This is a genomic window from Streptomyces sp. NPDC058751, from assembly GCF_042746485.1.
Taxonomy (GTDB): Bacteria; Actinomycetota; Actinomycetes; order Streptomycetales; family Streptomycetaceae; genus Streptomyces.
The window spans coordinates 14,303-30,841 of the sequence record NZ_JBHYPZ010000015.1; the positions used below are offsets into that span (position 1 = coordinate 14,303).

The 16,539-nt window shown below is 69.2% G+C and carries 13 protein-coding genes and 1 pseudogene; 4 read left to right on the top strand and 10 right to left on the bottom strand.

The window, feature by feature from the left end:
* Window positions 1–341: 341 nt before the first annotated feature.
* The 3 genes from ACFW6B_RS16055 to ACFW6B_RS16065 form a co-directional block, all read right to left on the bottom strand.
* Window positions 342–2,375 (bottom strand): hypothetical protein, encoded by a 2,034-nt coding sequence (locus tag ACFW6B_RS16055; RefSeq protein ID WP_386596283.1) that lies wholly within the window; start codon window positions 2,373–2,375, stop codon window positions 342–344.
* Window positions 2,375–3,889, bottom strand: a complete 1,515-nt coding sequence (locus ACFW6B_RS16060) for a hypothetical protein (protein WP_386596285.1) — start codon at window positions 3,887–3,889, stop codon at window positions 2,375–2,377. The genes ACFW6B_RS16055 and ACFW6B_RS16060 overlap by 1 nt, the downstream gene beginning before the upstream one ends.
* Before the next feature lie 293 nt (window positions 3,890–4,182).
* Window positions 4,183–5,628: a tyrosine-type recombinase/integrase gene (locus ACFW6B_RS16065; RefSeq protein ID WP_386596287.1), complete on the bottom strand. Its 1,446-nt coding sequence runs from the start codon at window positions 5,626–5,628 to the stop codon at window positions 4,183–4,185.
* A gap of 65 nt (window positions 5,629–5,693) precedes the next feature.
* Here ACFW6B_RS16065 and ACFW6B_RS16070 point away from each other — a divergent pair.
* Window positions 5,694–6,116 (top strand): annotated as a pseudogene (locus ACFW6B_RS16070) (3'-5' exonuclease); the annotation flags it as partial.
* A gap of 25 nt (window positions 6,117–6,141) precedes the next feature.
* On the opposite strand, the gene ACFW6B_RS16075 reads toward ACFW6B_RS16070, so the two are convergent.
* Both ACFW6B_RS16075 and ACFW6B_RS16080 read right to left on the bottom strand, forming a co-directional pair.
* Entirely contained in the window at window positions 6,142–7,005 is an 864-nt protein-coding gene (locus tag ACFW6B_RS16075; protein WP_386596289.1) for a phosphotransferase, read from the bottom strand.
* 187 nt (window positions 7,006–7,192) lie between these two features.
* Window positions 7,193–9,463, bottom strand: coding sequence for an MMPL family transporter (locus tag ACFW6B_RS16080; protein WP_386596291.1), 2,271 nt, complete (start codon window positions 9,461–9,463; stop codon window positions 7,193–7,195).
* Window positions 9,464–9,705: 242 nt separating this feature from the next.
* Here ACFW6B_RS16080 and ACFW6B_RS16085 point away from each other — a divergent pair, with 242 nt between their 5' ends.
* From ACFW6B_RS16085 to ACFW6B_RS16095, 3 genes are all read left to right on the top strand, one after another.
* The gene (locus ACFW6B_RS16085) at window positions 9,706–10,254 is read left to right on the top strand and encodes a DUF1697 domain-containing protein (RefSeq protein ID WP_386596294.1); all 549 of its coding nucleotides are present in this window, start codon (window positions 9,706–9,708) and stop codon (window positions 10,252–10,254) included.
* Complete coding sequence (locus ACFW6B_RS16090; protein ID WP_386596296.1) at window positions 10,247–10,642, top strand: DUF4440 domain-containing protein; 396 nt, start codon at window positions 10,247–10,249, stop codon at window positions 10,640–10,642. Before ACFW6B_RS16085 ends, ACFW6B_RS16090 begins: the two co-directional genes overlap by 8 nt.
* Before the next feature lie 76 nt (window positions 10,643–10,718).
* Window positions 10,719–11,336 carry a DsbA family protein gene (locus ACFW6B_RS16095; protein WP_386596299.1) on the top strand — a complete coding sequence of 206 codons (618 nt, stop codon included), beginning with the start codon at window positions 10,719–10,721 and terminating at the stop codon, window positions 11,334–11,336.
* Between the two features lie 32 nt (window positions 11,337–11,368).
* Here ACFW6B_RS16095 and ACFW6B_RS16100 read toward each other — a convergent pair whose 3' ends face one another.
* From ACFW6B_RS16100 to ACFW6B_RS16120, 5 genes are all read right to left on the bottom strand, one after another.
* Complete coding sequence (locus ACFW6B_RS16100) at window positions 11,369–12,115, bottom strand: sirohydrochlorin chelatase (protein WP_386596301.1); 747 nt, start codon at window positions 12,113–12,115, stop codon at window positions 11,369–11,371.
* A gap of 7 nt (window positions 12,116–12,122) precedes the next feature.
* The gene (locus ACFW6B_RS16105; protein WP_386596303.1) at window positions 12,123–13,025 is read right to left on the bottom strand and encodes an ABC transporter permease; all 903 of its coding nucleotides are present in this window, start codon (window positions 13,023–13,025) and stop codon (window positions 12,123–12,125) included.
* On the bottom strand, window positions 13,012–13,800 hold the full coding sequence (locus tag ACFW6B_RS16110) for an ABC transporter ATP-binding protein (protein ID WP_386596305.1): 789 nt from the start codon (window positions 13,798–13,800) through the stop codon (window positions 13,012–13,014). Before ACFW6B_RS16110 ends, ACFW6B_RS16105 begins: the two co-directional genes overlap by 14 nt.
* Before the next feature lie 36 nt (window positions 13,801–13,836).
* The gene (locus tag ACFW6B_RS16115; RefSeq protein ID WP_386596308.1) at window positions 13,837–14,958 is read right to left on the bottom strand and encodes an aliphatic sulfonate ABC transporter substrate-binding protein; all 1,122 of its coding nucleotides are present in this window, start codon (window positions 14,956–14,958) and stop codon (window positions 13,837–13,839) included.
* Between the two features lie 223 nt (window positions 14,959–15,181).
* Window positions 15,182–16,537, bottom strand: coding sequence for a sulfate adenylyltransferase subunit 1 (locus ACFW6B_RS16120; protein WP_386596310.1), 1,356 nt, complete (start codon window positions 16,535–16,537; stop codon window positions 15,182–15,184).
* Window positions 16,538–16,539: the final 2 nt, after the last annotated feature.

A 16,539-nucleotide genomic window follows, 5' to 3' on the forward strand; every position in this document is an offset into this window, starting at 1 on the left:
GACGCTGGTTCTCCAGTGTGAGGAGCTGAACCTGCTGTGCGAGGACGTTGATCGAGGAGCGTAACTCCCGCACCTCGCGCGCATGCTCTTGGCGGAGTCGGCGCTCGGCGCCCTTCAGCGCCTGGACCTCCTGCCGGAGGGAGGCTGAGGGTGTAACTGCTTCTTCTAGATCGGCTACGAGGTCTCGGAATTCCGCCAGAACATGGGGGAAGCGGTAGGCGCTGGCTCTGCTGACGCCGGCTTCAACGGCGAGTGAGGCGACAGTCAGGGAACCGTCACTACGGGTGGGCTCCCCTCGAAGCAGGCGTTCGGAAGCCGCTCGGAGGGCTGTTTCGGTTGCGTCAGTCGTTGGCACGGTCGATCCCCTCGATCACTTTGGTGACGTCGTCGAGATGCTCTCGCAGAGCTGTTCGCTGGAGATCGGAGAGTCCCACGAAGGCCAGTGCACGCTCGGTGTCTCCGCGTGCTGATTCCCACCCGTTGCGATGCCGGGGCGTGATGGTCGAGTTCCCGCAGCGATCCGGGCGGCAATTGTTGAGCATGGGCTGGTCCGTACCGCCAACAGTTCGGCAGAGGGCGGTTTCGGGCTGGTAGTAGCAGTCGTTCAGCGTTCCGACGTGCAGGGTGTTCGCCGAGGTTCTGAGCATGGCGTGGAGGCGGCGCTCGTCGACCACTCGCCCGGGGAAGTCCTGGAGTTCCTCTCGCACGCGCGCGAATTCGTTGTCGATCCGAGTACTGCCGGGTGCGGATGAGCGGACACCGGCTTTGAAGTCCTCGTAGCGCTCCACGATGTCCGCCAAGCGCGCCATGGCTTCTTCGGCGGCGACCTCCGCGCGGAAGCCCGAGGCCGATGTCCCGGCGTATCCCTCGAACATGGCCACGGAGAGGTGTTTGTACTGGATCATTCCCGCGACCGTGCCGTAGGGGCGGTGGGCGATGTGCCAAGCCACGGTTCTGCGGAACTGGCGGGTGGTGAGGTTCCAGGGTTCCCCATCCACGTCGGGCACGTGGAAGCCGATACGCGTGCAGTGTGCTCGGAATTTGTTGAGGTTCTCATTCATTCGGTTGGCCGTGATCGTTGAATACCGATCACGGGTGACCGGTCGAGAGAACAGCGCGTCACGATGGGGTAGTTGCCGAAGGACGTCGATGGCTTCGGCAACGGGCCCGATGACCACCCAGCTTTCCGCTGTGCCGCGCCCGCCCTTGACGAGTTGCGAGCGCACCTTGTGGCGAACGACGACACCATCCGCACTCCGCTCGGTGAAGTGACAGCCGTCCCGCAGTTCCTTGACCTCGGAGTCACGCATGCCGGACAGATAGGCGATGAGGATGTAACAGGCGGTTCGCAGAAGCCGTTCCTCGTGGGGTACAGCGGCGGGGCTGAATCTGTCCCGCCAGAGGAGACCGGTCTGGGGGTGAGGTGCGATGGGAGTGTCCATACCGCCGGGCTCGGGGCCCAGTAGCTCCAGTGCTCGATCGATACGCTCGTCGTAGACGCCTCCGGCGATTCCCCGGCCGGCTCCGGACTTCCGCATGACGTATGTGTAGGCCGGCGCACCGGCCAGGTGTACTTGCCGTCCGACCCCGTCCACTACGGGGACTCCTCGTCCCTCGTCGGCCAGACCGTGGAGATAGTGCTCAAGCCGATCGAGGGACAGTCCATGGATGTCTTCGACGGAGGCTTCCAGCTCCGTGAGCTCGGCACGTGCGTTGATGATGTCCTTTGCCGCGGTACGGATGTAGAACAGCGCTGCCTGGACCAATGGGCCGATCACGTTCGGTGGGATGCGGGGGGTCTCGTTCTCGTGCTTCCGTGTCGGTTCGACGCCGATGACTCGGGTGAGGGGACGGCCGTTCCACGGGTTGATGACCAACGCGTCGGTGACGACGGACTGCGCTGCGAAGTGCAGGCGGGAGAGCACCTGGAGCCGATGACGAAGGCTGCTCGGAAGTAGCCCATCGCTGCGGCAGTGAGCGAGGTAGGAGTCGAGAGTCGGTTGCGTGACCGCGTCCAGACGCAGGCCTTCGTGCTCGGTGTCGAGGAACCGGAAGAAGCACCGCAGGTTCCACCATTCCGCTGCCACCGTCGAGATCGAAGGCAGGGGGCCACGGCCCGGACGAGTGTTGAGCCTCCAGAAGAGGAACTCGCGTGCGGCCTCGCGCCGTACGGGATGGCCGAGGGACTTGAAGTCGATCAGGAACTCGCTGGCGTACCGGTTTCCGGCAAAGCCAGCTACACCGATGTTCCAGACGTCGTCTCCGAACCGTGGCATGAGAGCCGGGCCGCCGACGAGAAGGCGTCCGGACAGAACGGGTGCGGTGTCGCAGGGTCGGTCAGCGCCGGGTCTGAGTGGCAGTGGTTGCGTGGGCATCAGTGACCTCCGAACAGGTTGGAGGGAAGGAAGAGGAGGGGCTCGGAGGACTCGGCCACCGCCTTGGCGCTGAGGACGTCGCTCTCGCTGAACCTCGGCAGGATCAGTTCCCGGATCTGCTGATGGGCCTTGCCGAAGCGGGCCGCCCATTCGGCTTCCGGCGTTTTGGCTCGTTCGGCCTCGATGTGATTGAGGAACGCCAAGATGGCCGGCAGCTTCCTCCGGGTGATGACAGCGTTTCCGCAGCCGAGGCAGCTGAAGAACGACACCGGGCACGCTTTGCCCTTGGTACCGAATGGCGAGTCGAAGAAGTCACGGCAGGACGACAGCCACAGATCGGAGTCGCCGGACAGGAGCGGCCCGACCTCTGTTGGTGAAACTCCGAGCAACTTCGGAGCCTCTGCGGGCTGTTGAACAAGACGTTCTTCGTCCTCCGGTGTGAGGACCGAGGGAGTGCGGGCCTCGTCGAGCGCGTCTTGCAAGCCGTCCGCCACGGCCTGCTCATGCAGATCACGCAGAGAGGGGATGTCCGCGTAGTGCGCGGCGGCGACATCAGGCGAGTGGCCTTGCACGAAAGCCGACATCCTTCCGCCGGTGACCTTGTACACAGCGGCTTTGTAGGTCTTTCGCAGCCGGGACAGGCGCAGTTCGACAGGGCGGCCGTTGTCACTGATGCTGTGTGCCGAGACGAAGCTCGGTGCCGTGCGCGTCACCGCGCTTGTGGTCAAGCCGGTTGCCAGGACGCCATCCTTGGTCCGGAACTGCCACACGGCGGTGGATCCGGTGGACTCCCTTACGGAGGCTGTGAGTCGAAGGGCGAGCCGCAGTAGCCCGCCGGGCGAGTTGGGCGAGCCGTCCCTGACACGGATCGTGTTCCATTCCTGGCCGTGCCGGCGGCGCTTGAGGTATTCAACCTGCACGTAACCGCGGTTCGGGTTCTTGAGGCAGTCCGAGGTCAGCTCTCTGGCTGCTTCCAACTCCATGCCGGATTCGAGACAGAACAGAAGGAGCAATGCGAACAGGTCGCGGCTGGTCGGGTAGAGCAGGGGCGCGAGACGCCCGGGGGAGTGCTCGTCCGCCACGGCTTGACCGACCCGGTTGGCCAGCTCTTTGCGTGTGAACTTTCCCTGGCTCTGATGAATTTCCCACAGCACATTGGCATCGGAGTCCCATCCTGCCACCCGAGGGTCCTGTCCTTGGGCCAGGAGCGCCCGCCCTTCCACCGTCAGCCGCCGGACGGCGCGGTCGACATCGGAGCGTGCGGCAGTGCGCAACTGCTCCACCACGTACGGAGAATAGGCGTCGCGAGGGGAGTACGAACCGACCGGACCTGCCGAGGTATGGGCGAGCCGTCGAACCATTGCTGGCGACAGGCCGCCGTCCTTGTCGCGTAAACGCCGCAAGATCCATACGACGTCGGCGATACGCGAGTACGGAGTGCGCGATGACTCCGGATACCTCTCGCGCAGATGGCTCTCGAACCCGTCCAGGTGACGCGGGAGGAGATCACCCACGCGTAGTTCCGCGTTCTCGGTCGATGCGAGCCAGCGCGTCCATTCTCGGCACGAGCGGGATCGATTCCGCAGCGTATGCGGTGACCCCGTGCCTTGGCCCACGGCGCACGAAGCTGCCAGCTCGGCGCCCAGAGACCGCAGCAGTCGCTGCTGAGGTTCCCGGGTCCAGTCCACCACGGCTGCTCGGTTGTCCGGGAACCTGACTTCGATTCTCAGCGGCCCCAGCGCCGTGAGAGCCGTTTCGGCAGCCTGCCGCACCGGCACATTCAGCCGGGCCTGACGCCTTCCCCGCCCTACCACGATCCCTCTCCCCATGCCTGAGTCGCCGTTGCGGCGACCTCGGACGTCCAAGCGTCCACAGCACCGTCGATCAAGGACTGCGCCTGGTCGGTGCAGTCGAGGTAGATGTACGTCGTCGTGATCGAGGAGTGCCCCAGCAGTCGACGCAGGTGATCGAGGGGGTCTCCGATGATCCGGCGGTACACGCCATCCGCCGACTGAGGTTTGTCCACGGAGGTGATCTGTTCGTGGATGAGCGCCGACAGCAGGTGCACCGCGAAGGTGTGCCTGAGGACATGAGGAGTGGTGGTGACATCGACTCCGAACGTCCGGCACCTCTCCGAGGCACGCACGAACACCGACTCCCAGGCGGACAGAGACACAGGTCGTGCTTCCTGTCCGAGCCATACACACGCAGGGCCGAGAAGACGGTCCTGCTCGTCCACGAGGAAGAGCCGTGACCGGATCGACGGCGGCACGCGTGACCAGGGAACTCTTCGCAGCCGACCGTCCTTCGTTCGCATCCGTACGCCCCGCCGGTCGGGTTGGCTCCCCAGCACTGCATCGGCAGGCAGTGGACGACCTCGGGCATTCCAGCGGTCCAGCACCAATGACCGCTCGATCTCCATGTAATCGGCCAGGGCCGCGACGACTCGGTTCGGCAGCAGGATCCTGCGCCCCTTGTCCCTTTTCGCGGTGGGCGGTGCCAGGTCGAACGGCACATTCTTCTTTCCGTCCTGGCGGTCCGGGGCGGGAAGCTCCGGCCAGCAGAGCGATGCGGCCTCCTCGATGCGCAAGCCGGTGGTGACCAGCAGCTCGGCCATGACGACGTTGCGTTCCGCATTACGGCCACGGAAGGACGGATCGACGGCTCCTGACGGCTGTTGACCGCGCAGTCCGACATCGCGGAAAGCCGCATACCGGGGTACGGAGAGGAACTTGACGGACCCACGTTTGGCGGCTTTCTCCACTGCGCGGTTGTTACGGACGGGCACCTGCCGGCCGGATTCTGTTCGCCGTGAGTTCTCGTAGTACTTGAACGGCGTCCGCGCGATCAGACCCTCGTCCGCCGCCCAGGTGTAGAACTTGTCCAAGGCCGCGACGGACCGGTTCCAGGTGGAGGCCGAGATGACCTGAGTGGGGTCGGACGCGATGCGCCGGGCCCGGTGGAAAGCCGTCACATCGTCACGGTCGGCTTGCCAGACGGTCTTGCCGCGATGTTCGTGGAGGAACCGCCCCCAGGTCAGCAGATCGAGAGCGTACGCCCGCCAGGAGTTCGCCGACCTCACCCCGAGGGTGGGCAAGGACCACAGGAAGCGGTTCAGCTGTATGTCGTAGCTGCCGTCATCACTGATGATGAACGGCGCACCGGCATGCAACCCGTGCCGTTCCAGTGCCCTCTGTGCATCGGTCACCCCGGCCGCTTCCAACGCTTCCGGGTCGGTGAAGAAGATCTCCATCTGATCGCACCCCCTGGCCGATCAACGACGAGGGAGATCGTGAGACACGGTCGTGCGTGGATAAGGCCTTCGACCTCACGCTGCTCTCCGCCGAGCTGCGGCGGTACGGACTGCCGTCGCTGCGCGAGCGGCTCGGCGGCGCCGACCCGGCTCCCGTCATCGACCCGTACACGATCGACCGCTCCGTGGACCGGTACCGCCGTGGCAAGCGCAACCTGGAGGCGGTCTGCACCGAGTACGGAGTGGTCCTGGGCTCCGCCCACGACGCCTCCGCCGACGCCCTCGCCGCCGCCCGGCTGGCCCGCGCGATAGCCGGCCGCCACCCCAAGGTCGCCGCCCTCGGTCCCGTCGAACTGCACCGCCGCCAGATCGAGTGGTACGCGGACTGGGCGGCGGACTTCCAGTCCTTCCTGCGCCGCAAGGGCGAGACGGACGCGGTGGTGGACGGGACCTGGCCCCTGCGGGACCTGGCGGACGAACGCGTCTGACCCGATCGGGGGACCCGGCGCCGGGTCAGAACGGGTACCAGCGCACCGTCTCGTCGCCGTCCCGCAGGGAAGCCACCCGGCGTTCGAACTCGGCCAGCGCCTTGGGGTTCGCCGGCGCGTGCTGGGCCACCCAGGCGCAGCTCGCGGTCTCGCGGGCGGCCCGGAGCACCGAGCAGCCCTCCCACGCCCGGACGTCCCAGCCGTAGGCCTCGGTGAAGGAGTCGTAGGCCTCGGCGGGAAGCCCGTAGCGGTCGCGGGACAGGGCCATGACCACCAGGTCGTGCTCCCGCAGATCCGCGGAGAAGGTCTCCAGGTCGACCAGCACCGGGCCGTCGGGGCCGACGTGGACGTTGCGGGGCAGCGCGTCGCCGTGGATCGGGCCCGGCGGGAGCTGCGGGGTGAGCGCGGCGGCCGCCGCGGCGAAGCCGTCGCGCCGCTCCCGCAGGTACGCCGCGTCGTCGTCGGCGATCGCGTCGCCCGCCAGCCGCAGCCAGCGTTCCACGCCGCCGAGGAGTTCACGGGGCGGCAGCGCGAACGAGGGGGAGGGCAGCGCGTGGACCACGCGCAGCAGCGCGGCCAGGTCGCGCGGCTCGGCGGGGCGGACGGCGGCGGGCAGCCGGTGCCACACGGTCACGGGGTGTCCGTCGGCCAGCAGCGCTTCCGGCTCGGCGGCCCGCACCGCCGGGACGTCCGACTCGGCGAGCCAGGCGGCGACGGCCAGTTCCCGGCGTGCCCGGTCGAGGAGCTCGGCGTCGCGTCCGACCTTGACGACCAGGTCGCCGGCGCCGAACACCGCGTTCTCGCCGAGGGCGAGGAGCGACGCGTCCCGCGCCGGCCCCGGCAGCACCTTCGCCGCGGCCAGTACGTCCCGCGCCCGTGCCTCGTCCATCGCTCGCCTCCGTGCCGTCGCGTACGACGGCCGCGGGCGCGTGCCGTCCGGCGGCCAGTCTCGCATTCCCCCAGGCCGTGACGGCGAAAGGCCCGTCGGCCCCTCCGGGAGGAGGGACCGACGGGCCCTGGGGGCGAGGTCGTCCCGGCCGTCCTTCGCGACGGGGCGAACCTTGGCCGGCGCGGTGCTAGACCCCGGCCCGTTCGCCCTGGCGGACCACCGGCGGCGCGACGGCCTCGGAGCTCTCGTCGTGGGTGAGGTCGGGCATCCGGTTCAGCCACTTCGGCAGGTACCAGTTGTGCTCGCCGAGCAGTGCCATCACGGCGGGGAGCAGGACACCCCGGATGACCGTCGCGTCGATGAGCACCGCGGCCGCCAGGCCCACACCCATCTGCTTCATGGACTGCATGGACAGGGTGCCGAAGATCGCGAAGACGGCGACCATGATGACGGCGGCGCTGGTGACGACACCGGCCGTGGTGACCACCCCGTGCCGGATCGCGTCCTTGGTGTCGCGGCCCCGCAGCCGTGCCTCACGGATCCGGGACACCACGAACACGTGGTAGTCCATCGAGAGCCCGAAGAGGATCACGAACAGGAACAGCGGCAGCCAGGCGACGATGGCTCCCACGCCCTCCGCCCCCACCAGGGAGGCGCCCCAGCCGTGCTGGAAGACCGCGACCAGGATGCCGTAGGCGGCCGCCACCGAGAGGAGGTTGAGCACGATCGAGGTGATCGCGATCGTCAGCGAGCGGAAGGAGAGCAGCATCAGGAGGAAGGCGAACACGACCACGAAGGCGAACACCGGGGTCACCGAGCCGACGAGCTGGTCGTTGAAGTCGTGCGATCCCGCGACCTGCCCCGTGACGGGCGCCTGGAGGCCGTCGACCTTGCCGAGGGTGGCCGGGCGCACCTTGTCGCGCAGGAGTTCGAGGCTCTTCTCCGCCTTGTCCTGGTCGGATCCTCCGACCAGCGGGACGTAGACGAAGGCGACGTCGTGCTCCGCGTGCACCTTGATGTCGACCGGGCCGCGCGAGGCACCCGAACTGATCGCCGCCTCCCGGAAGTCGGCGAGCGCCGCCTTCACGTCGGCGGCGTCGATGTCCCGCGCCTTGACGACCACCTCGGCCGGCTCGGAGCCGCCGGGGAAGGCCTCGTTGACCCGGTTGTAGGTGCCGACGATCGCCAGCGAGTCGCCGAACTCCTTGTCCAGGGTGAGCTGCTGGGTCTTCATGCCGAGGGCCGGTGCGGCGATGGCGAGCAGCGCGCCCGTCGCGACGACCAGGGAGACGGCGGGCTTGGCGAGCACCACGCGCAGAACAGCGCTCCAGAACCTGCTGCCCTGGTCGGCCGGACGGCGCTCGCCCCGGGCGGCGGCACGCCGCTTGGCCCGGTGCAGGAACGGGACGCGGCCCTTCTCGACGCGGTCGCCGAGCAGGGAGAGCAGTGCGGGCAGCACGGTCACCGAACCGACCATCGCGACGGCGACGACCATCAGGGAGGCCAGGCCCATCGCCTCGAACTCGGCGAGCCCGGTGAACAGCATGCCCGCCATCGCCACGCACACGGTGACGCCGGAGACGATGATGGCGCGGCCACTGGTCGCGGCGGCGATCCGCAGGGCCGTACCGGCGTCGCGGCCCGCCTCGCGCTCCTCCCGTTCGCGCCGCAGGTAGAACAGGCAGTAGTCGACGCCGACGGCCAGACCCACCAGCAGCATCACGGAGTTGGCCGTGTCGCTCATCGGCATCAGATGGCTGACGATGCCCATCAGACCCATCGTCGCCATGATCGCGGTGACCGCGAGCGCCACCGGGAGCAGGGCCGCGACCAGCGCGCCGAACGCGATCAGCAGGATGCCCAGCGCCACGGGGACGGCGGAGAGTTCGGCCTGCTGGAAGTCGTCGCCGAACGCGTCGTCGTACTGCTTCATCATGCTGGCGCCGCCGATCTCCTCGATCCGCAGCCCGGCGTGGTCCTTCTGGACGCGTTCGACGGCCTTCAGCACGGGCTCGACGCGGTCGCCCGCCGTCTCCGGGTCGCCGCGCATGTCGAACTGGACGAGCGCGCTGCGGCCGTCCTTCGAGATCGTCTTCGTGTCGTACGGCGAGGTCACGTCGGCGACCTCGCCGGTGGCGCCGACGGCCCGGACGACCGCGGAGACGGCGCTCCTGAAGTCGGCGTCGGTCGCCTTGGTGCCCGGGTCCTTGGCCTGGACCAGAACCGTCTCGCCGGCCGGCTCCTCGATCCCGGCATCCTCGATGATCTTGGCGGCGGTGTGCGTCTCGCCCTTGAGCTGGTCGCTCTCCTTGACGTCGACGCGGCCCGCCGCGGAGCCGAGGCCCATCGCCAGGACGACGAACAGCACCCAGATTCCGACGGCCGCCCATCGGTGGCGGGCGCTCCAGCCGCCTGCTCGCGCGGCGATGCCGCGCACCCGTGTGTCTGCTTTCCCCATGACGGGCCTGCCCCCTCGCGTACGGTGACAGCCCCCTGCCGCCACCTTCCGTATCGAAGGTATGGGCCCTGTAAGCCCGTCTCCTCGTACTGGCCGGTGAACCGGCGGGCCTCCCGCTCCTCCCCGCGGACCGCGCGTCCTCCGCACTGGGGAGGATGGAAGCCCCTTACACGTAACGGCACTTCTCGGGGGCGCGGCTCAGGGACCGGTCCGGTGTGCGGCGCCCGGCCTATGGTGGGCGGATGACGACGACGTACGCGGCGCTGTTGCGCGGCATCAACGTGGGCGGCGCGAAGAAGGTGCCGATGGCCGAGCTGCGCACCCTGATGGAAGGACTCGGGTACGGCGGCGTCCGCACCTATCTCCAGAGCGGGAACGCGGTGTTCGACAGCGACGCCGGGGACGAGGAATCCCTCGCCGAGGAGCTCTCCGGGGCCGTCGAGAAGCACTTCGGCTTCGGCGTCGGCGTACTGGTCCGCGATCACGCCTACCTGCGGGCCGTCCGCGAGGCATGTCCCTTCCCGGCCGCCGAGCTGGAGGCCAGACAGCTCCACGTCACCTACTTCTCGCACCCCCTCGACGCCGAGCGCTTCGCCTCCGTCGAGCCCGCGGCCTTCCTCCCCGAGGAGTTCCGCCTCGGCGACCGCGCCCTCTACCTCTACGCGCCCGACGGCCTCGGCCGTTCCAGGCTGGCGGAGGCACTGGCGAGGCCCAGGCTGCTCAAGGGCGTCCTCGCCACCACGCGGAACTGGAACACCGTCGTCAAACTGGAGGAGCTGACCGGTGCTTGAGCGCAATCCCGCCGTCGAGGCCGCCGTCGAGAGCGAACTGCGCCTGCTCGACCCGGCGGTCCGCCGCTCACCGGACCTCGTCGCCGCGCTGCTGCACCCGGACTTCCACGAGTTCGGCGCGTCCGGCCGCGTCTGGGACCGCGCCTCGACCGTCGCGTCGCTGGCCGACGGGATGGAGGACGGCGGCCGGATCACGACCTCACGCATGAAGGGGGTGCAGCTGGCCCCCGACCTGGTCCACCTGACCTTCGACACCGACAACAACGGCCGCCGGGCGCACCGCAGTTCGCTGTGGCGGCGCATCGGGGACGACTGGCTCCTGTACTTCCACCAGGGCACGCCGTACGACCCCGACGAGGTCGGCGCGGTCACCGGGGAGACGGGCTGAGCCCGAGAAGTGGCCCATGATTTCCGTGCGGGATTGGGCCGGGATTCCAGGCCACCGGCTGACTAGCCTCGACGGCATGACGACCACATCGCCCACCCGGGTCGACTTCTGGTTCGACCCCGCCTGCCCCTTCGCCTGGATCACCTCGCGCTGGATCCTGGAGGTCGAACGGAGCCGCCCGCTCGACCTCCGCTTCCACGCCATGAGCCTGTATCTGCACAACACGGGCAACGAACTGCCCGACTGGTACCGGGATCTGGTGGACAGATCCATCGGGCCGGTACGGGTGGCGGTGGCCGCGGCCGAGCGGCACGGCGAGAAGATACTCCGCGATCTCTACACCGCCCTCGGCACGCGCATCCACCAGCGCGGCATGAAGGACTTCGACGCGGTGACCGCGGAGGCGCTCGCCGAGCTCGGACTCCCGGCCACGCTCGCCGACGCGGCCCACGACCCTTCGTACGACGAGGCGGTGCGCCGCAGCCACGAGGCCGGGGCCGAGGCGGACTCCGGCGCCTATGTGGGCACCCCCACGATCCATGTCGACGGAACGGTGTGGTTCGGCCCCGTGCTCCGGGCCGTTCCGCGCGGTGAGAAGGCCGCCGAACTCTTCGACAGCTTCCGTGTCCTCGCCGCCCACCCCGACTTCTTCGAGCTCAAGCGGACCCGGACCGGAGGGCTCTCCTTCGACTGACCGTCCCCGGAACACCCGCCGCCGTGCGGAGGTCAGGCGCCGATCGCGGACAGGGACGGCATCCGGGCCTCGTCGTAGCGCTCCAGCAGGACCCGCGCGACCTCCGGCGCGGGACCGAGGACGTCGGCGAGCACGTCCGCCCCGGCGGCGCCCCGGGCGATGCGGTCCGGCAGGAAGCCGGGCGCCAGGACGTACGGGGCGACGGCGACGCGTTCGCAGCCGAGGGCGCGCAGCTCACGGACGGCGTCCTCGGTGCGGGGAAGGGATGCGGAGGCGAACGCGGGCCGCACGGCGCACCAGCCGGTGTGCCGCCACTCCCGCGCGATTTCTGCGATCACCGCGATCGCCTCCGGGTCGGTGGATCCCGCCGAGGCCAGGACGACCCCGGTCCGGGACTTGTCCGCGGGCGCGAGCCCCGCCTCGTACAGCCGGCGCTCCAGCGCGGCCGTCAGCAGCGGCGACGGGCCCAGCACCTCGGCCTGCCGGATCCGCAGCCGCGACGGTGCCTGGCGCAGCACCGTGGGGATGTCCGACTTGGCGTGGAAGGCGCGCGTCAGCAGCAGCGGCAGCGCCACCACGTCGCGCACCCCCTCGGCCGCCAGGGACTCCAGCACCCCCTGCACGGAGGGGATGGTGAAGTCGAGGAAACCGGTCTCCACGCGCAGGCCCGGGCGCCGGTCGCGCACCCTTCGTACCAGGGCGTGCACCGTCGCGGCGTGCCGCGGATCGCGGCTGCCGTGGGCGATGACGACGAGGACGGGGCGCTCGGGCCTGCTCATGACGGGGTCAGCCCTTCACCAGGAGTCCGCGGCTGCGCAGCACCCACCGCTCCACCGGGCTGAAGATCAGCAGGTCGATGGCGATGCCGACGAACAGGATGAGGAAGATGGCGAGGAAGACCATCGGCATGGAGCTGGCGTTGCGGCCGTTCTCCAGCAGCTGGCCGAGGCCCACGCCGAGGTCGGGGGAGGAGGCGATGATCTCCGCGGCCATCAGGGAGCGCCAGGAGAAGGCCCAGCCCTGCTTCAGACCGGCCAGGTAGCCGGGCAGCGCGGCCGGCATCACGATGTGCCAGGTCCCGCGCAGGCCCGTCGCGCCCATCGTGCGGCCCGCCCGCAGGAACAGCGGCGGCACCTGGTCCACGCCGGACACCAGTCCGTTGGCGATCGAGGGGACCGCGCCGAGCAGGATCACCGCGTACATCATCGAGTTGTTCAGGCCCAGCCAGATCACTGCCGGCGGCACCCACGCCACCGAGGGCAGGGACTGCAGGCCGGACAGGATCGGGCCGATCGCGGCGCGCACGAACTTCACCCGGGCCACCAGCAGGCCCAGCGGGGTCCCGATCACCAGGGCGAACAGGAAGCCGAGCAGACCGCGCGAGACGCTGGTCCAGATGTAGTCGAGGAGGGTGCCCTGGAGCCAGGCGTCCTGGACCTCGCTCCAGACGTCGGACGGCGAGGGCAGCTTGGTCGGGTCGTCGACGATCTTGAAGGTGATCAGCGCCTGCCAGGCCGCCAGGACGATCACGAACGCGACCAGCGGCGGCAGCACCTTCTGCCGGAACGTCGTGCCGAAGGAACGGTGACCGGCCTCGGAGGACTCCAGCGCGTCGAGGCCCGCCTCCAGCCCGCCGAGGCCGTCGGTGTCCTTGACCGCCTCGTCGGACTTCGTCTCAGTGCTGGCCATGACGGCGGATCTCCCCACGCAGTTCTTCGGTGATCTCGATGGACAGCTCCGCCACGGGAGCGTCCTCGATGCGGCGCGGCTGCGGGATGCCCACCCGCCACTCGCGGGCGACGCGCCCCGGGCGGGAGGACAGCAGGACCACGCGCTGGGCGAGCCGGACCGCCTCGCGGACGTTGTGCGTGACGAAGAGGACGGACAGTCCCGTCTCGCTCCAGATCCGGGTCAGCTCGTCGTGCAGCACGTCCCGGGTGATGGCGTCCAGCGCCGCGAACGGCTCGTCCATCAGCAGGATCTGGCTGTCCTGGGCGAGCGCCCTGGCCATCGCCACGCGCTGGCGCATACCGCCGGACAGCTCGTGCACCCGCTTGCCGTACGCGCCCTTCAGCCGGACGAGTTCGAGCAGTTCCTCGGCCCGTTCGCGTCGCGCGGCCTTGGGAACCCCCCGCAGTTTCAGGGCGAGTTCGATGTTCTTGCCCGCGGTCAGCCACGGGAAGAGGGCGTGCTCCTGGAACATCAGAGCGGGGCGCCCGTTGGTCGATATGGTGCCGGCCGAGGGCTTGTCCAGCCCCGCGACCAGGTTCAGCAGTGTGGACTTGCCGCACCCCGAGGCCCCCAGGAGGGTGACGAACTCGCCCGGTGCGACATCGAGGGTGATGTCGTCGAGGACGAGCTGGGGACCCGCGGGTCCGGCGAAGGACTTCGAGACGTGCTCGATGCGGGCGGCGTACTCGGTCGTGTCGGCGCCGTCGGCGGCCTTGGCGAGCATCGTTGCCATGGTCGTCACCTCCTGGGAACTCTTCGGGATCCGGGCTTACTTGACGCCGAGACCGGCGTCGTCGACCTTGCTCTCGCCCGCGGCGGCGAGGACCTTGTTCAGGAGCGTCAGGTCGTAGATGCCGGTCAGGTTCGGCTTCTCCAGGAGACCGGCCTTGACCGCGTGGTCCGCCTCGGTGTTCAGCGTGGAGGCCAGCGGGTCATTGGTGATCTGGATGGACTTCCAGGCCGGGTCGAGGACGTTGGCCGGCAGTGCCTTGCCCGAGTCGGCTTCCAGCTGCCTGTTCGCGGCGGCCTTGGCGTCGTCCGGGTTGGTGTTGATCCACTTGTTCGTCTCGACGGAGCCCTTCAGGACCGCCTCGACGACCTTCGGGTGCTCCGCGAGGAACTTCTGCGACACGATGACGTTCGTGATCACGAACTTCTTGTCGGGCCACAGGTCCGACTCGTCGAGCAGCACCTTCGCGCCCTCGGCGACCAGCTTGGACGCGGTCGGCTCCGGCACCCAGGCGCCGTCGACGGAACCGGACTTGTAGGCGTCCGGGGTGATCTTGTTGTCGGTGCGGACGACCGACACGTCACCCTTGCCGCTCTCGGCGTCGACCTTCCAGCCCTGCTCCGCGGCCCAGTTGAGGAACGCGACGTCCTGCGTGTTGCCGAGCTGGGGTGTCGCGATCTTCTTGCCCTTGACGTCCTTCAGGGACTTGATCTTCTTGGGGTTCACCACGAGCTTGACGCCGCCCGAGGCCGAACCGCCGATGATCCTGAGGTTCTTGCCCTCGGACTTGGTGAAGCCGTTGATGGACGGCGACGGGCCGATCCAGCCGATGTCGATGGAGCCAGAGTTCAGCGCCTCGATCTCGGAGGGTCCGGCGTTGAAGACCTGGTACTTCGCCTCGGTGGCGCCGAGCGCCTTCTGGAAGAAGCCCTTCTGGTTGCCGACCAGCGCGGTGGCGTGCGTCAGGTTGCCGAAGTAGCCGATCTTCACGGAGTCGAGTCCGTCGATCTTCTTCGATCCGGCGGCGACCTTGGCCGCGGCGTTGTCGTCCTTGGCCTCGGAGCCGTAGCTGCAGGCGGCGAGCGCCAGCAGCGGGAGAGCGGTGACGAGGGCGATACCGCGGCCGAGCAGCTTGGTGCGCGTGGAGCGGATGGCAGACACGGGAGGTGTTCCTCTCGGTGGCCCGGCGGTCACGCCCTTCTCAGGTCGTGGCCGGGAAGTCGGCAGGTCTTCGTCTGTGCAGGTGGGGGGTGAGGGCGCGCAGGCGGTGCGCGTACGTCATCGCGCACATCGCGCCACTCCGCCCTGCCCGCTGCCGAGGGCGCCGCTGCCGACGCGGCCGCCCTCCTTCGCGAACGTCGCGTAGATGTCGATGGGGTTCATGTCAGAAGTCCCAGCCGTCGTCGTCGGACTCGTCCTTGACCGGCTGCGGCGCGGCGAAGGACTCGCCGACCATGCCCGCGGTGAGGGTGGTGCCGTCGGCGGGGTCGATGAGGATGAAGGCGCCGGTGCGGCGGGAGTCGGCGTAGGAGTCGACCGGGAGGGGTTCGGCGGTGCGGATCTTGACGCGGCCGATGTCGTTGGCGACCAGCCGGCCCGGGTGCGGGTGCAGCGAGAGGTCGTCGAGGGTGAGGCGGGAGGGGATGTCCTTGACGATCGCCTTGACCGTGCGGGTGCCGTGCTTGAGCAGCACCCGGTGGCCGACGGTGAGCGCCTCGTCGGCGACGTGGCAGACGGTGGCCTCGACGTCCTGGGTGGTGGCGGGCGCGTCCTTGCTCGGCACGAGCAGGTCGCCGCGCGAGATGTCGATGTCGTCCTTCAGCAGCACGGTGACCGACTGCGGGGTCCACGCGATGTCGACGGGCTCGCCCAGCAGGTCGATCCCGGAGATCGTCGAGGTGCGCCCGGACGGCAGGACGGTCACCTGCTGGCCGACCCTGAGCGAACCGGCGGCGATCTGGCCCGCGTAGCCGCGGTAGTCGGGGTGCTCGGCGGTCTGCGGACGGATCACGTACTGCACCGGCAGCCGCGCGTGGCAGTGCGCCAGGTCGTGGCTGACCGGCACGGTCTCCAGGTGCTCCAGGACGGTGGGGCCGCCGTACCAGTCCATGTTCGCGGACGGCTCCACGACGTTGTCACCGGCGAGCGCCGAGATCGGGATCGCGGTGATCTCGGGGACGCCCAGTTCGGAGGCGTACGCCGTGAACTCCTCGGCGATCGCGGCGAACACGGACTCCTCGTAGCCGACCAGGTCCATCTTGTTGACGGCGAGGACCACGTGCGGGACGCGCAGCAGCGCGGCGACGGCGGCGTGGCGGCGGGTCTGCTCGATGACGCCGTTGCGGGCGTCGACGAGGACGACGGCGAGGTCGGCGGTGGAGGCGCCGGTGACCATGTTGCGGGTGTACTGCACGTGGCCGGGGGTGTCGGCGAGGATGAAGCGGCGGCGCGCGGTGGCGAAGTAGCGGTAGGCGACGTCGATGGTGATGCCCTGCTCGCGCTCGGCGCGCAGGCCGTCGGTGAGCAGTGCGAGGTCGGGGGTGTCCTGGCCGCGGTTGCGGGAGGCGTGCTCGACGGCCTCCAGCTGGTCGGTCAGGATCGACTTCGAGTCGTGCAGCAGTCGTCCGACGAGCGTGGACTTGCCGTCGTCGACGGAGCCCGCGGTCGCGAAGCGCAGCAGGGTGGTCGCCGAGAGCTGTTCGACCGACAGGGGCTCGGTGGGTTCGGTGGTGCTGGTCATGT

Excerpts from the sequence above, each read along its gene's own strand:
- ACFW6B_RS16055 (WP_386596283.1), bottom strand. The coding sequence starts at position 2,375 with ATGCCCACGCAACCACTGCCACTCAGACCCGGCGCTGACCGACCCTGC.
- ACFW6B_RS16065 (WP_386596287.1), bottom strand. The coding sequence starts at position 5,628 with ATGGAGATCTTCTTCACCGACCCGGAAGCGTTGGAAGCGGCCGGGGTG.
- ACFW6B_RS16075 (WP_386596289.1), bottom strand. The coding sequence starts at position 7,005 with ATGGACGAGGCACGGGCGCGGGACGTACTGGCCGCGGCGAAGGTGCTG.
- ACFW6B_RS16080 (WP_386596291.1), bottom strand. The coding sequence starts at position 9,463 with ATGGGGAAAGCAGACACACGGGTGCGCGGCATCGCCGCGCGAGCAGGC.
- ACFW6B_RS16085 (WP_386596294.1), top strand. The coding sequence starts at position 9,706 with ATGACGACGACGTACGCGGCGCTGTTGCGCGGCATCAACGTGGGCGGC.
- ACFW6B_RS16095 (WP_386596299.1), top strand. The coding sequence starts at position 10,719 with ATGACGACCACATCGCCCACCCGGGTCGACTTCTGGTTCGACCCCGCC.
- ACFW6B_RS16100 (WP_386596301.1), bottom strand. The coding sequence starts at position 12,115 with ATGAGCAGGCCCGAGCGCCCCGTCCTCGTCGTCATCGCCCACGGCAGC.
- ACFW6B_RS16105 (WP_386596303.1), bottom strand. The coding sequence starts at position 13,025 with ATGGCCAGCACTGAGACGAAGTCCGACGAGGCGGTCAAGGACACCGAC.
- ACFW6B_RS16110 (WP_386596305.1), bottom strand. The coding sequence starts at position 13,800 with ATGGCAACGATGCTCGCCAAGGCCGCCGACGGCGCCGACACGACCGAG.
- ACFW6B_RS16120 (WP_386596310.1), bottom strand. The coding sequence starts at position 16,537 with ATGACCAGCACCACCGAACCCACCGAGCCCCTGTCGGTCGAACAGCTC.